This is a genomic window from Streptomyces sp. NPDC050423 (assembly GCF_040655445.1).
Classification (GTDB): domain Bacteria; phylum Actinomycetota; class Actinomycetes; order Streptomycetales; family Streptomycetaceae; genus Streptomyces.
Map to the genome: position 1 here is coordinate 17,802 of NZ_JBFAJY010000060.1, position 13,461 is coordinate 31,262.

12 protein-coding genes and 1 pseudogene are annotated in these 13,461 nt (G+C 72.2%); 8 read left to right on the top strand and 5 right to left on the bottom strand.

Going from position 1 to position 13,461, the window contains the following annotated elements; translation table 11 throughout:
• The first annotated feature begins 127 nt into the window (after positions 1-127).
• The 4 genes from AB0I52_RS30830 to AB0I52_RS30845 all read left to right on the top strand — a co-directional run bounded on the left by AB0I52_RS30830 (position 128) and on the right by AB0I52_RS30845 (position 4,253).
• Positions 128-1,087: a dihydrodipicolinate synthase family protein gene (locus AB0I52_RS30830; RefSeq protein ID WP_363078163.1), complete on the top strand. Its 960-nt coding sequence runs from the start codon at positions 128-130 to the stop codon at positions 1,085-1,087.
• Positions 1,084-2,049: an ROK family protein gene (locus AB0I52_RS30835; protein ID WP_363078165.1), complete on the top strand. Its 966-nt coding sequence runs from the start codon at positions 1,084-1,086 to the stop codon at positions 2,047-2,049. Before AB0I52_RS30830 ends, AB0I52_RS30835 begins: the two co-directional genes overlap by 4 nt.
• Positions 2,046-2,726 carry an N-acetylmannosamine-6-phosphate 2-epimerase gene (locus AB0I52_RS30840; RefSeq protein ID WP_363078167.1) on the top strand — a complete coding sequence of 227 codons (681 nt, stop codon included), beginning with the start codon at positions 2,046-2,048 and terminating at the stop codon, positions 2,724-2,726. The genes AB0I52_RS30835 and AB0I52_RS30840 overlap by 4 nt, the downstream gene beginning before the upstream one ends.
• 63 nt (positions 2,727-2,789) lie before the next feature.
• Positions 2,790-4,253 (top strand): sialate:H+ symport family MFS transporter, encoded by a 1,464-nt coding sequence (locus tag AB0I52_RS30845; protein ID WP_363078169.1) that lies wholly within the window; start codon positions 2,790-2,792, stop codon positions 4,251-4,253.
• 38 nt (positions 4,254-4,291) lie between these two features.
• Here the strand turns inward: AB0I52_RS30845 and AB0I52_RS30850 are convergent, their stop codons facing one another.
• The 4 genes from AB0I52_RS30850 to AB0I52_RS30865 all read right to left on the bottom strand — a co-directional run bounded on the left by AB0I52_RS30850 (position 4,292) and on the right by AB0I52_RS30865 (position 8,729).
• Positions 4,292-4,750, bottom strand: a complete 459-nt coding sequence (locus AB0I52_RS30850; RefSeq protein ID WP_363078171.1) for a MaoC family dehydratase — start codon at positions 4,748-4,750, stop codon at positions 4,292-4,294.
• 37 nt (positions 4,751-4,787) lie between these two features.
• Positions 4,788-6,131, bottom strand: coding sequence for an MFS transporter (locus tag AB0I52_RS30855; protein WP_363078173.1), 1,344 nt, complete (start codon positions 6,129-6,131; stop codon positions 4,788-4,790).
• A 313-nt stretch (positions 6,132-6,444) separates the two neighbouring features.
• Positions 6,445-7,671: an acetyl-CoA C-acetyltransferase gene (locus tag AB0I52_RS30860; protein ID WP_363078175.1), complete on the bottom strand. Its 1,227-nt coding sequence runs from the start codon at positions 7,669-7,671 to the stop codon at positions 6,445-6,447.
• 161 nt (positions 7,672-7,832) lie between these two features.
• Positions 7,833-8,729, bottom strand: coding sequence for a LysR family transcriptional regulator (locus tag AB0I52_RS30865; RefSeq protein ID WP_363078177.1), 897 nt, complete (start codon positions 8,727-8,729; stop codon positions 7,833-7,835).
• A gap of 180 nt (positions 8,730-8,909) precedes the next feature.
• Between AB0I52_RS30865 and AB0I52_RS30870 the strand changes: the two genes are divergently transcribed.
• The 4 genes from AB0I52_RS30870 (at position 8,910) to AB0I52_RS30885 (ending at position 12,742) form a co-directional block, all read left to right on the top strand.
• A complete protein-coding gene (locus AB0I52_RS30870) occupies positions 8,910-9,827 on the top strand; it encodes a CoA-transferase (RefSeq protein ID WP_363078185.1) in 918 nt (305 codons plus the stop codon).
• Positions 9,828-9,880: 53 nt separating this feature from the next.
• A complete protein-coding gene (locus AB0I52_RS30875; protein WP_363078179.1) occupies positions 9,881-10,657 on the top strand; it encodes a CoA-transferase in 777 nt (258 codons plus the stop codon).
• A 54-nt stretch (positions 10,658-10,711) separates the two neighbouring features.
• Positions 10,712-12,280, top strand: coding sequence for a 3-hydroxyacyl-CoA dehydrogenase (locus AB0I52_RS30880; RefSeq protein ID WP_363078181.1), 1,569 nt, complete (start codon positions 10,712-10,714; stop codon positions 12,278-12,280).
• A 66-nt stretch (positions 12,281-12,346) separates the two neighbouring features.
• Positions 12,347-12,742 carry a VOC family protein gene (locus tag AB0I52_RS30885; protein WP_363078183.1) on the top strand — a complete coding sequence of 132 codons (396 nt, stop codon included), beginning with the start codon at positions 12,347-12,349 and terminating at the stop codon, positions 12,740-12,742.
• Between the two features lie 219 nt (positions 12,743-12,961).
• On the opposite strand, the pseudogene AB0I52_RS30890 reads toward AB0I52_RS30885, so the two are convergent.
• Positions 12,962-13,147 (bottom strand): annotated as a pseudogene (locus tag AB0I52_RS30890) (alpha/beta fold hydrolase); the annotation flags it as partial.
• Between the last annotated feature and the right edge of the window lie 314 nt (positions 13,148-13,461).

Consider the following 13,461-nt stretch of genomic DNA (forward strand, 5'->3'; position numbering starts at 1 on the left):
CCCTTGACCGGTCACAGGAGCATCTGTTTAAGGTGAAGCAAGACATAGGACATCTTACGTCTCACGTCTCGATCCGAGTAGCCGTACAGGCCCCGGGTCGGCATCCCGATCAGCTGGAGCCTCCACCATGTCTCTGACCGCACCGCTGCACGGCGTAGTCCCGCCGGTCTGCACCCCGCTCGACTCCCGCGGGGAGGTCGACACCACGTCCCTCGTCCGGCTCGTCGAGCACCTCATCGGCGGGGGCGTGCACGGACTCTTCGCGCTCGGGTCCACCAGCGAGGTCGCCTACCTCACCGACGAACAGCGCGCCACGGTCCTGGAGACCGTGGTCAACGCGACCGACGGCCGGGTCCCGGTGCTGGCCGGGGTCATCGACACCACCACGGCCCGGGTCGTCGAGCATGCCAGGTCCGCCGCCCAGCTGGGCGCGGACGCACTGGTCGCGACCGCGCCGTTCTACACCCGCACCCACGGCAAGGAGATCGCCGGGCACTTCCGCCGGCTGCGCGCCGAGGTGGACCTGCCGCTGTTCGCGTACGACATCCCGGTCGCCGTGCACAGCAAACTGTCCGCCGCGCTGGTCCGCGAGCTCGCCGAGGACGGCACGCTGGCCGGGCTCAAGGACAGCAGCGGCGACGAGGGCGGGCTGCGCCGGCTCGTCGTCGAGCTCGGTGGCCGCGAGGGGCGCGCGCAGGGTCCGGTGCCGGAGTTCAGCATCCTCACCGGTTCCGAGCTGACGGTGGACGCGGCGCTGCTCGCCGGGGCCGACGGCGTCGTGCCGGGTATCGGCAACGTGGACCCGTCCGGCTATGTGCGGCTCTACGAGGCCGCGCGCGCCGGGGACTGGACGCTGGCCGCCAAGGAGCAGGAGCGGCTCATCGAGCTGTTCGCCATGGTCGACGTCGGCCCCGAGGCGGACATGGGCCGCAGCTCCTCGGCGCTCGGCTCGTTCAAGTCGGCGCTCCGGCTGCTGGGCGTCATCGACTGCGGCGACACCGCGTTCCCGCAGATCCAGCTGTCCGCCGAATCCGTCGCGCTGGTCTCCGGACTGCTGCGCGCCGCCGGTCTGCCGCCGGTCCGATGACCTCGGCAGCTCGGACAGCGCGGGCCGGGCGGCCGGTCGTCGGCCTCGACCTCGGCGGTACGAAGATCGCCGCCGCGCTCCTCGGCGCCGACGGCACGGTCCTGGCCCGGCACAGCCGCCCCACCCCGGCCCGTGACGGCGCGGCGGCGGTACTCGACGCACTCGCCGCCGCCGCGGCCGAGGTCGACCCCGGCCGCACCGCCGCGGTGCTCGGCATCGCGGCGGCCGGGGTGATCGATCCCCGCACCGGCATGGTCACCAGCGCCACCGACTCCATCCGCGGCTGGGCCGGCACCGCTCTGGGCGTCGGCCTCGCGGACCGTACCGGGTACCCGGTGGCCTGCGACAACGACGTACGCGCCACGGCCGGGCCGGAACTCGCGGCGCTGGTCGCGGACGGCGCCGGGCAGGGCTCACTGCTCTTCGCCGCCATCGGCACCGGGGTCGGCGGCGCGATCGCCGTCGACGGGCGGATGCTGCACGGCGCGTCCGGCATCGCCGGGCACCTCGGCCATCTGCCCAGCCCCGAGGCCGCCGGGCTGCCCTGCACCTGCGGCGCCACCGGCCACCTGGAGGTCATCGCCTCCGGGCCCGGTATCGCCGCCCACTACGAGCGGCTGACCGGCGCCCCGGTGGACCGGCTGGAGACCGTCGCCTCGCGAGCCGCGCGGGGCGACACCGACGCCGTGTCCGCCATCACCACCGGCGCGGCCGCCGCCGGCCATGTGCTCGGCGGACTCGCCAACGCCTTCGGCCCCGACCGGGTCGTCGTCGGCGGCGGGGTCCCGCGGATCGGCGCCCTGTACGAGGACGCCCTGCGGGCCGCCTTCACCTCGGAGCTGATGGCACCGCTGCGCGGGCTCGTACCGCGGGCGCCGCTCCTCGGCCACGACGCGGCCGTGCTCGGAGCGGCCGCCCTGACCACCACCCTTCCCCTCCACCACCCGGGAGCTCACCGATGACCGCACAGAAACTGACCGCCTTCCTCGAAGGCAAGCTGATCGTGTCCTGCCAGGCCCCGCCCGGCGACCCGATGCGGGAGAGCGCCACCCTGGTGCGCCTCGCTCAGTCGGCGGTCGCCGGAGGCGGCGCCGCGATCCGGGCCAACGAGCCGGCGGTCGTCGCCGCGATCGTCGAGGCCGTCGACCTGCCGGTCATCGGTCTGTGGAAGGACGGCGACATCGGGGTGTACATCACGCCGACCGTCCGGCACGCCCTGGCGGTCGCCGAGGCGGGTGCGGCCGTGGTCGCCGCCGACGCCACCGACCGGCCGCGCCCCGACGGCTCGACGTTCGCCGATCTCGTCGAGGCCGTCCACGCCGCCGGCGCCCTGGTGATGGCCGATGTCTCCACCCTCGAAGAGGGTGTCGCGGCGGCCCGGCTGGGGGCGGACTTCGTCTCCACGACGCTCTCCGGCTACGTTCCCGGCACCCCGAAGCAGACCGGCCCCGACCTCGATCTGGTCGCCGCGCTGTCCGCCGCGCTCGACGTCCCGGTCGTCGCCGAAGGCCGTATCAACACCCCCCAGGAGGCGGCCGAGGCCCTGCGCCGCGGCGCGCACAGCGTCGTCGTCGGCACCGCCATCACCGCTCCCACGGCCCTGACCGCCCGCTTCGTCGCAGGCATCGCCCGGCCCTGACCCTCCCCCACCACGCGGGGCGGCTGTTCAGGGGAGAGCGCCGCCCCGCATCCTGGAGTCACCGTGCAGACCACATCACCCCCCACGCTCCCCTGGTACCGCCAGGTCAGCCGCACCCAATGGAAGTCGTTCTTCGCCGCCTGGATCGGCTATGTCCTCGACGGCTTCGACTTCGTGCTGATCACCCTCGTACTGACGGAGATCAGTGACGAGTTCGGCCTGAGCACGGTGCAGGCGGCAAGCCTGATCTCCGGCGCGTTCATCACCCGCTGGCTGGGCGGGGCGGTGCTCGGCGCCATCGGTGACCGGTACGGCCGCAGACTCTCCATGGTGCTGAGCATCCTGCTGTACTCGGTGGGGACCTTCGCCTGCGGGTTCGCGTGGAACTACCACAGTCTGTTCGCCGCCCGGCTGGCCATCGGCATGGGCATGGCCGGTGAGTACAGCGCCGGCTCCACGTACGTCATGGAGAGCTGGCCCGCCGGGATGCGCAGCCGGGCCAGCGGCTTCCTGATCTCCGGCTTCTCGGTCGGTTCGGTGCTCGCCGCCCAGGTCTACAACTGGGTGGTTCCCTCCCTCGGCTGGCGCTGGATGTTCTATCTGGGCCTCGTCCCGATCGCCGTCGCGCTGTGGATGCGGCGCGCGCTGCCGGAGGCCGAGGAGTGGACGGAGTCCGTCGCGGCGAAGGGCGCCAAGCCCAATCCGTTCGGGCCGCTGTTCGTCACCCGCGGCCGGGCCACGGCCAACACGGTGCTGGTCGTCGTCGCCACGGTCTCGCTGTTCCTCGTCTTCACGCCCGGCGGCGCCGGGATGGTGCCGGTGCTCTCGGTGATCGCCGGACTCTCGCTCGCCGCTTTCGCCGTGCAGCTGGGCGGCAGGCGGAGCTGGGTGCTGTATCTGTCGATGATCGTGACGCTGTTCTTCGCGTTCCTGTACTCGTGGCCGATCCAGGCGCTGCTGCCGACGTACCTGAAGACCGAGCTGGGCTACAGCACGGACCAGGTCACCGACGTCCTGTACTTCGCCGGTTTCGGCACCATGGCCGGCTGCTGGGTCGCGGGCTTCCTGGGCGACCGGATCGGGGCGAAGAAGGCGTACGCGCTGACGCTGCTGGTCTCGCTGGCCTTCGTCTATCCGGCGTTCGCCGTGCAGAACAACCTGCTGGTGCTCGGCATCCTGCTCTTCCTGCTCCAGGCGACGAGCTTCGGCATCTCCGGGCTGCTGCCGCGCTACATCGGCGGGCACTTCCCGACGGCGAGCCGGGGGGCGGCGCTCGGCTTCACGTACAACGTGGGCGCTCTCGGCGGGGCCGTCGCCCCGGTCCTCGGCGCGCGTCTCGCCTCCGGCATGGACCTGGGGCAGGCGTTGGCGGTGCTGACGTTCGCGGGCACGGTGATCGTGGTGGTGCTGGTCGGCCTCGACGTACCGGCGCGGCTGAACCGGCTGACGGACCCGGACTCCACGCCGGACCATCTCGCGCCGGCGGCGGCGGCGGAAACCGTGCCTGTGGCGCGGCAGGCCACCTGACCCGGCGCAGGTGTGCGGCGGCGCCGGGTCCTTTCACGTCACGGGTAGAAGTGGGTCAGCGACTCGGCCACGCAGGCGGGCTTCACGGACCCCTCCAGCTCGAAGGTGAAGGCCCGGGACATCCGCACCCCCGCGTTGGCGACCTCGCTCACCCCGGTGACCGCGGCGTGCAGCCGGACCCGGCTGCCGACCGGCACCGGCGCCGGGTACCTGACCCGGTCGACCCCGTAGTTGAGGGCGCGGCCCACCCCCCGTACCCGGAGCAGTTCACCGAACATCGGGATGCCCCAGCTCAGCACCATGTACCCGTGCGCGATGGTGCGTCCGTACGGGCCGCACGCGGCGCGCTCGACGTCGGTGTGGATCCACTGGTGGTCCCCGGAGACGGCGGCGTACGCGTCGATGAGCTCCTGGGTGATCTCCTTCCAGTCGGAGTGCCCCAGGTCGCGTCCGCTCAGGGCGAGGATCTCGGGGATGCCGTTCACGGTCAGCGGCACGGGCCGGCCTCCGTTCATGTCGTGGTGGAGTGCGGGCTCAGGCGGTGACGGGGGCGGTCCGCGGTGCGGCGACCGGCTCGGCGGACCGCTCGTCGTGGTTGGGGCGCCGGAGCAGGAGCAGCATGCATCCCAGCGTCAGCACCACCTGGAAGACGGCGTAGGCGATGACGGCGGCGATCGAGCCGGTCCGGTTCAGCAGGAACTGGCCGATGATCGGGGTCGTCCCGCCCAGGAGCGTGCCGCAGAGCTGGTAGCAGAGCGAGATGCCGGTGTAGCGCAGATGCGCGGGGAAGCGGCTGGCGAGCATACCGGCGAGGGCCGCGTAGTAGAGGCAGTGCGGGATGGTGGCGACGGCGACGCCGATCATCGCGAGGCCGTAGTTCTCGGTGCGGATCAGCAGGAACATCATCGGCATCAGGATCAGTTCCGGCAGCAGCATCACGGTCACCGCACGGGACCAGCTCTTCATCCGGGTGGCGATGAGTGCGCCGAAGGGCTGCACGACGATCTGGGTGATGTTGGCGACGAGGATGATCGTCAGGAACGAGCTGCGGTCGAAGCCGAGCGAGGTCGTGGCCCAGGAGAGTGCGAACGTCGACTTGAAGTACGTGGCCGAGAGACCGATGGTGCAGGCGCCGATGCCGAGGACGATCAGCATCGGGTGACTGCGCAGCACCTCGGTGATCGGGAGCCTGGCGACCTTCTTCTTGCTGATCAGGGCGGCCATCGCCGGGGACTCGGAGACCTTCAGCCGGACGAGGAGGCCGACGATGACGAGTGCGGCCGAGAAGAGGAACGGCAGCCGCCAGCCCCAGGAGACGAACGAGGCGCCGGGCAGTTGACTGATCGCGAGGAAGCTCAGGGTGGACAGGGTGTTGCCGACGGGCGAGCCCTGCTGGGCGAAAGCCCCGTACAGCACCGACTTGCCCTTCGGGGCGTGCTCGGAGGCGATCAGCACGGAGCCGCCCCACTCGCCCCCGAGGCCGATGCCCTGCACCATGCGGATCGCGACCAGCAGGATCGGTGCGGCGATCCCGATGGAGGCGTAGCTCGGCAGCAGGCCGATCGCGGTGGTGGAGATGCCCATGATCAGCAGGGTGATGACCAGGGTCTTCTTCCGGCCGAGGCGGTCGCCGTAGTGCCCGAATATGACACCGCCGATGGGGCGGGCGAGGAAGCCGACCCAGAACGTCGCGAACGCCACCAGGGTGCCGACGGGTCCTTCGAGCTCCGGGAAGAACACCTTGTCGAAGACGAGCGCGGCCGCGGTGCCGTAGATGTAGAAGTCGAACCACTCGATGGTCGAGCCGATGAAGGCTCCGAACCCGGCGCGGTTGGCGGCTTTGGTGCGCTCTCGTGCGGTGGCGGTGGACGCACTCATGGTGGCTCCCGTGAACGTCGTTGATCAAGCGGATGGCAGGGGGACGAGACAGAGGTACGGGGGGGGTACCGGAAGGGAGCGTCGCCTGTGACGCCCCGCGCCGCGCAGCTGAGGGGGACGGCGGCGGACGGCTGATGGCGTTACGGTGCCAGCCGGGACCTTGAACGGTCCAATACCGAATTACTGGTGCAGTGAGATGCGATGCGTCTCAATGAACGGCCGGGCAGCCGGGAAGCACCCGTGGCGGCGCGGCCCGACGTGGGCCGCGCCGCAGGGTGTCCGAGGGGGTGTTCCGTGCGGTGGTGGCGGTCCTTCAGACCGCGATGCGCTCGAAGACCGCGGCGAGGCCCTGACCGCCGCCGATGCACATGGTCTCCAGGCCGTAGCGGGCCTCGCGGCGGTGCAGTTCCCTGGTCAGCGTGGCGAGGATGCGGGCGCCGGTGGCGCCGACCGGGTGGCCGAGGGAGACTCCGGAGCCGTTCACGTTGATCCGCTCCTCGTGGTCCTTCTCGCCGAGTCCCAGTTCGCGGGTGCAGGCCAGCACCTGGGCGGCGAAGGCCTCGTTGAGCTCGATCAGGTCCAGGTCGGCGAGGGTGAGCCCGGCGCGGGCGAGCGCCGTGCGGGTGGCGGGGACGGGGCCGATGCCCATGGTGGCGGCGGGCACCCCGGCGCGGGCGAAGGAGACGAGCCGGACGAGCGGGGTGAGGCCGAGCCGTTCCGCGGTGGCGGCGCTGGTCACCAGGCAGGCGGCGGCCGCGTCGTTCTGGCCACTGGCGTTGCCCGCGGTGACGGTGGCCGCCGGGTCGGTCCTGCCCATGATCGGGCGCAGGGCCGCGAGCTGTTCAGCGGTGGTGTCCGGGCGCGGGTGCTCGTCGGCGGTGACCACCGTCTCGCCCTTGCGGGTGCGTACGGTGACGGGGACGGTCTCCGCGTCGTACCGCCCCTCGGTCGCGGCCCGGCCGGCGCGCTGCTGCGAGCGCAGGGCGAGCGCGTCCTGGTCGGCGCGGCTGATGCCGTACTCCCGTCGCAGGTTCTCGGCGGTCTCGATCATGCCGCCGGGCACGGGGTGGTGGATGCCGCCCGCGGTGACCCGGCCCCGGGCGAGCGAGTCGTGCAGCTGGAGGCCGGGGCCCTTGATGCCCCAGCGGCCGTCGTGCGTGTAGTAGGGGGCGGCGCTCATCACGTCGACACCGCCCGCGATCACCACCTCGCTGAAGCCGGCCCTGATCTGCATCGCGGCGTCGAGGACGGCCTGCAGTCCGGAGCCGCAGCGGCGGTCGATCTGTGTGCCGGTGACGGACTGCGGGAGCCCGGCGTCGAGCGCGGCGACCCGGCCGATGGCGGGGGCGTCGGCGGACGGGTAGGCGCTGCCGAGGATCACCTCGTCGACCCGGCCCGGGTCGATTCCGGTGCGGGCGACGACCTCGGCGATGACGAGCGCGGCGAGGGAGGCCGGCGCCTGCCCTGCGAGCGCTCCGCCGAAGCGGCCGATGGGGGTGCGCAGCGGTTCGCAGATCACGACATCGTTCTGGTCGGGCACGGCGGGACCTTTCCGGGAGCGGGGACGGAGTGGGAGGACGGAGACGGGGCGGGGAGAAGGCGGCAAGGGTGTGGGGTGACCCTCGCACCCGGCGACTGAGCCGGTCCAATATCCAGTTGCCCCTGATTCGAGACGCAGCGCGTCTCAATCGTGGCGAGCGGTCACGAGGACGGCGTGGGCAGGGCGTTCTCCGCGACGGCGAGCACCGCGCGCAGGGCGGCGGACGGGTTGTCGGCCCGCCAGGCCAGAGCCGCCTGGCGCCGGATGGGCGGGCCGGCGAGCGGGCGGTAGACGAGGCCGTTCTGCTGGATGTGCTGGACGGAGGTGACGGTGAGGGTCACCCCGACGCCCGCGGCGACCAGCGCCAGAATCGTGTACGAGTCGGGGGCCTCCTGCACCACCCGCGGGTTGAACCCGGCGGCCTCGCAGGCCCCGACCATCGCATCGCGCACGGTCGAGCCGGTGTTGGCGGGGAACGCGACGAACGGCTCCTCGGCCAGGACCCCGATGGGAACACTGTCCCGGTCGGCGAGCGGGTGATCGGAGGGGAGCGCGCAGACGAGCTCCTCCTCGTCGATCACCCGGTGGGCCACGCCCGGCTGGGTCACCGGCAGCCGGACGAAGCCCAGGTCGAGCGAGCCGTCCGCGACCCGCGCCAGCGCGACGTTGGCGTAGGTCTGGCCCGTCATGACCAGCTCGATGCCGGGGTGGGCGGCGCGCACCGCCCGGGTCAGCCGGGGCAGCGTCTCGTGGCTGGAGGCGCCCGCGAAGCCGATGCTGACCCGCCCGTACTCGCCGCGGCCCGCGGCCTTCGCGGCCCGGACCGCGATGTCGAGGTCGTCGAGCACGGTACGTACCGGCTGGAGGAACGACTCCCCCGCACTGGTGAGCCGCACCGAACGGGTGTTGCGCTCGAAGAGCTGGACGCCGAGCTCCTTCTCCAGTTGCCGGATCTGCTGGCTCAGCGGCGGCTGGGCCATCTGGAGCCGCTTGGCGGCCCGGCCGAAGTGCAACTCCTCGGCCACGGCGACAAACGCGGACAGATGACGCAGTTCCATACCCACCCCTCACCTCGGCGATCATTGATTAATCAGCCGTCTTGATCCGACCTTAATTTGGTATTGGACAGCAATCAATGGCCGCTGGCACGGTGGGGCGACGCGCACGCACCGCAGGGCGCGACGACGCACACGCAGCGGAGGAGCACCGTGGCCAGGACGGACCGGAAAGACAAGACGATGTCGATGAGGGCGGCGATCGCCGGCTTCGTCCACGACGGTGACACTGTCTGCCTCGAAGGCTTCACCCATCTCATCCCGACCGCCGCGGGTCACGAGATCATCCGCCAGGGCCGCCGGGACCTGACGGTCGTCCGGATGACCGCGGACATCGTGGTGGACCAGATGCTCGCCGCGGGGTGCGTGACGCGCCTGGTCTCCTCCTTCGTGGGCAACTCCTCGGCCGGTTCGCTCGGTGAGCTCCGCCGCCGTGTCGAGAGCGCCGACCCGGCGCCGCTCGCCTTCGAGGAGTACAGCCACTACGGGATGATCTGCCGCTATCTCGCCGGTTCCCAGCGGCTGCCGTTCTATCCGCTGCGCTCCTACGCGGGCAGCGATCTGCCGTCCGTCAACAGCGATCTGCGCAAGGTCACCTCGCCCTACCCGGGGCCGGACGGCGAACCCGAGCAGATCTACGTCGTACCGCCCGTCAACCCGGACGTGACGATCATCCACGCGCAGCGCGCCGACCGCAGCGGCAACACCCAGATGTGGGGTCTGACCGGCATTCAGGCCGAGGCGGTGTACGCGGCGCGGAAGGCGGTCGTCGTCGTGGAGGAGATCGTGGACGACGAGGTGATCCGCTCGGACCCGAACCGCACCCTGGTTCCCGCCCACGCGGTCGACGCCGTCGTCTGCTGCCCGCGCGGCGCGCATCCGTCCTTCGCCCAGGGGTACTACGACCGGGACAACGCCTTCTACCGGGCCTGGTCGCACATCAGCAAGGATCCGCGGCGGCTCCAGGACTGGCTGGACGAGTGGGTGCGCGGAACGGCCGACCACGCGGAGTACGTCGAGAAGCTCGGCGAGGAGTTCTGGGCCGGGCTCGCGGTCGGCGAGGCGCTCAGCGAGCCGGTGAACTACGGGCGCCGGCTGTGAGCACCCACCGGCTCCGTACGGATCCGCACACGGGACACGACAAGGAACGGGTCATGACCACCACCGCACCGGGCACCATCACCTCGTCCGAACTGCTCTCCGTCGTCGCCTCCCGCGAACTGGCCGCGCGCCGCACGGTGTTCGCCGGGATCGGCCTGCCGACCCTCGCCACCGAACTGGCCCATCTGACGGTCGCCCCCGACATCGAGGTGGTGTACGAGTCCGGGGTCTGCGGCGCCCACCCCTCGCAGCTGCCGGAGACCATCGCCGACGCCGTCCTGATCACGGGAGCGGAGGCGGTGATCTCGATGCCGATGCTCTTCGGCTGTGTGCTCCAGGGCGGCCATATCGATGTCGGGTTCCTCGGCGCCGCGCAGATCGACCGCTGGGGCAGCCTCAACACCTCGGTGATCGGCGACTGGGAGAGCCCGTCGGTCCGTCTGCCGGGTTCCGGGGGCGGGGTCGAGGTGATGGCCAACTCCCGCGAGGTCTTCGTGGTGATGCGCCGTCACGATCCGCGCTCCTTCACCGCGGAGCTGGACTTCTGCACCACGCCCGGACCGGACCGGGCGCTGGCCGAGGGCATCCGGCCACTGGGTGCCGGGGTCACCCGTGTCATCACCGAGCTGGGCATCCTGGCCCGTGAGGGGGTGGGCGAGGAGCTGCGGCTGGTCGCCGTCCACCGGGGCGTCACCGTCGAGCAGGTCCGGGCGGCCACCGGCTGGGACCTCCGCGTCGCCGGCACGGTCGAGGAGGTGCCACCCCCGACGCGGGACGAGCTGCGGCTGCTGCGCGAGGATGTCGACCCGGACCGTGTGTATCTCCGCTGACCCGCACGAGCCGTCCGATCCGCCCGTCCACCACCCCGAGAGGCCTCAACTGCCATGCGTATCAGGATCGTCGGAGCCGGAGCCATGGGCCGCGGCATCGCCCAGTGGGCGGCCACCGCCGGACACACCGTCGAGCTGTGCGACGTACGGACGGAGGCCGTGACCGAGGCGGCCGGCTTCGTGCGCTCCATGCTGGAGCGGGCCGTGCAGAAGGGCCGGATGTCCGCCGGGGACGCGGCGGCCGCCGTGGACCGGCTGATCCCGCTCACGGACCCGTGGGCCGAGGGCCCGCAGGTCGAGCTGGTCATCGAGGCCGTGCGGGAGGACCTCGCCACCAAGACAGAGGTCTTCGGCCGGCTGGAGCGGGTGCTGCCCGCCTCGGCCGTGTTCGCGACCAACACCTCCTCGCTGTCCGTGACCCGGATCGGCGCCGCGCTGAAGGACCCGACGCGGCTGGCCGGGCTGCACTTCTTCAACCCGGTGCCCCTGATGCGGATCGTCGAGGTCGTGCCGGGCGCGGCCACCCGCCCCGGCATCCCGCCGCTGCTGACGGCGCTCGTGGAGAGCTGCGGGCACCGCGCGGTCACGGTCGCCGACACCCCCGGCTTCCTCATCAACCACGCCGGGCGCGGACTGGTCACCGAGGCGCTCGCGCTGCTGGAGGAGACCGTGAGCGACCCGGCGGGCATCGACCGGATCGCGCGGGACGTACTCGGCCTGCGGATGGGCCCGTTCGAGCTGATGGACCTCACCGGACTCGACGTGACCGCAGCGGTGATCGACTCGATCTGGGAGGGCTTCCGCCACGAGGACCGGCTGCGCCCCTCCTACCTGACCCCGAACCGGGTGACGGCCGGTCTGCACGGCCGCAAGACCGGACGCGGCTGGTTCGCGTACGGCCCCGAGGCGCCCGCCCCGGCCGCTGAGGCGCCGGTCACGGGTACCCCGGACCGTCCGGTGCACGTCTTCACCGACACGGCGGACGAGCGGGACGCCACCGCCCTGCGCGAGGCGCTGACCGCGGCGGGCGCCACGGTCGAGTCGGGCCCTGAGCCCTCGGCCGGGGCCCTGGTGCTGGTCCCGGTCTGGGGCACCACGGTCGCCTCCGCGGTGGCCGCGCACCGGCTGCCGGCCGGGCGCACCTTCGGGGTGGACCCGCTGCCCGCGTCCGGGCGCCGCCGGGTGCTGGCCGTGACACCGGCCGCTGAACCGGCTGCCGCGCGGGACGCCCGCGCGGTGCTGGCACGGGCATCGGACGACGGCGAGCCGTTCGCGGTGTCGGTGGTACGGGACACGGCGGGCTCGGTCGCCCAGCGGCTGCTCGCCTCGGTCGTGTCGGTCTCGGCGTCCATCGCGGAACGCGCCCTGGCGACCCCGGCCGATATCGATCTGGCCGTCACGACCGGCCTCGGCTACCCGGTCGGCCCGCTGGCCTGGGGCGACCGGATCGGCGCGGCCCGGATGCTGGAGCTGCACCGGGCCCTGTACGCGACGACCGGCGACCCGCGCCACCGCCCGACCCGCTGGGTCACCGAACGCGCCGCGCTGGGTCTGGCCCTGACGGACCCGGGCACGTCCCCGGCGGACTGCCTGGACGGCACGGAGAGCGACAGCACGGGCTGAGCGCGGCCGGGGGGCGTGACCGATTCGTACAAGACCGCGGGCCGATGCCCGGCCTACGGTCGGACCATGACTCCACGACTCGACGCGATCTCCATCACCACCGCGGATCTGACCGCCTCGCTCGCCTTCTACCGTCGGCTCGGCCTCGACATCCCCGCCGGCGCGGAATCCGCGCCCCATGTCGAAGTCACGCTCCCGGACGGGCGGCGCCTGCTGTGGGACACCGAGGACGTCGTGCGCTCCTTCGACCCGGAATGGGCGGCGGCGAACGGCGGGGAACGCCTCGGGCTCGCCTTCCTCTGTGACGGTCCGGCGGAGGTCGACTCCGTCTACGCGGAGCTGACCGGCGCCGGATACCGGGGGCACCTGGAACCGTGGGACGCCGTGTGGGGGCAGAGGTACGCGGTCGTCCTCGACCCGGACGGCTGTGCGGTGTCGCTCTTCGCCGCGACACCCTCCTGAGGCGGCGCGGGTCAGAGGTCCGCGGCGCCGGCCCCGATGAGCGTGTTCTGGGCCATCCACCGCGGCCGGTCTCCCGTCCGGTCCGCCAGTCCGGCCTCGAAGAGGCTCCGCTTCGACCCCGTCGGGGTTGTCCGGCGTCCTGATCGCCAGGGGCGCGGTGACCGAGATCAGCGCGATCCGGCTCACCCGGCCGTACCCGTGACGGGACAGGTAGCGGATCACCTCTCCACCGCCCATCGAGTGTGTCACCAGGGTCACGTCGCGAAGGCCGAGGTGGTCGAGCAGTGCCGCGAGGCCGTCGGCGAGGGTGTCGTAGTCGTACCCGTGGCCGCCCCAGTCCGAGCGGCCGTGCCCCCGTTTGCCGTAGGCGACGCAGCGCAGGCCCTGCTCGGACAGCGGGAGCATCTGGAGCTCCCACGCGCTGCTGCTGAGCCGGGCCCCCGTCACGAACACCACCGGGCTGCCCTGCCCCCAGTCGGTGCAGAACAGGCTGGTTCCATCGGCGCCATCGAAGTACGGCACGTCAAGTCCCTCCCGGACGTGTGGTGTCGGCTGTTCGGCCACTGTCGCCCGGCGGAGATCACCGTGTCGATTCCCTCTGGGGTAACGACCTGGTGCGCGATAGGGAGCGGATCAGCGAGCGGCGTCATGCGGCTTCGGATCCAAGGCGGAGGAGGGAATCGACGCGGAGCGTCGTTGACCGACGACAACGCCGGAGG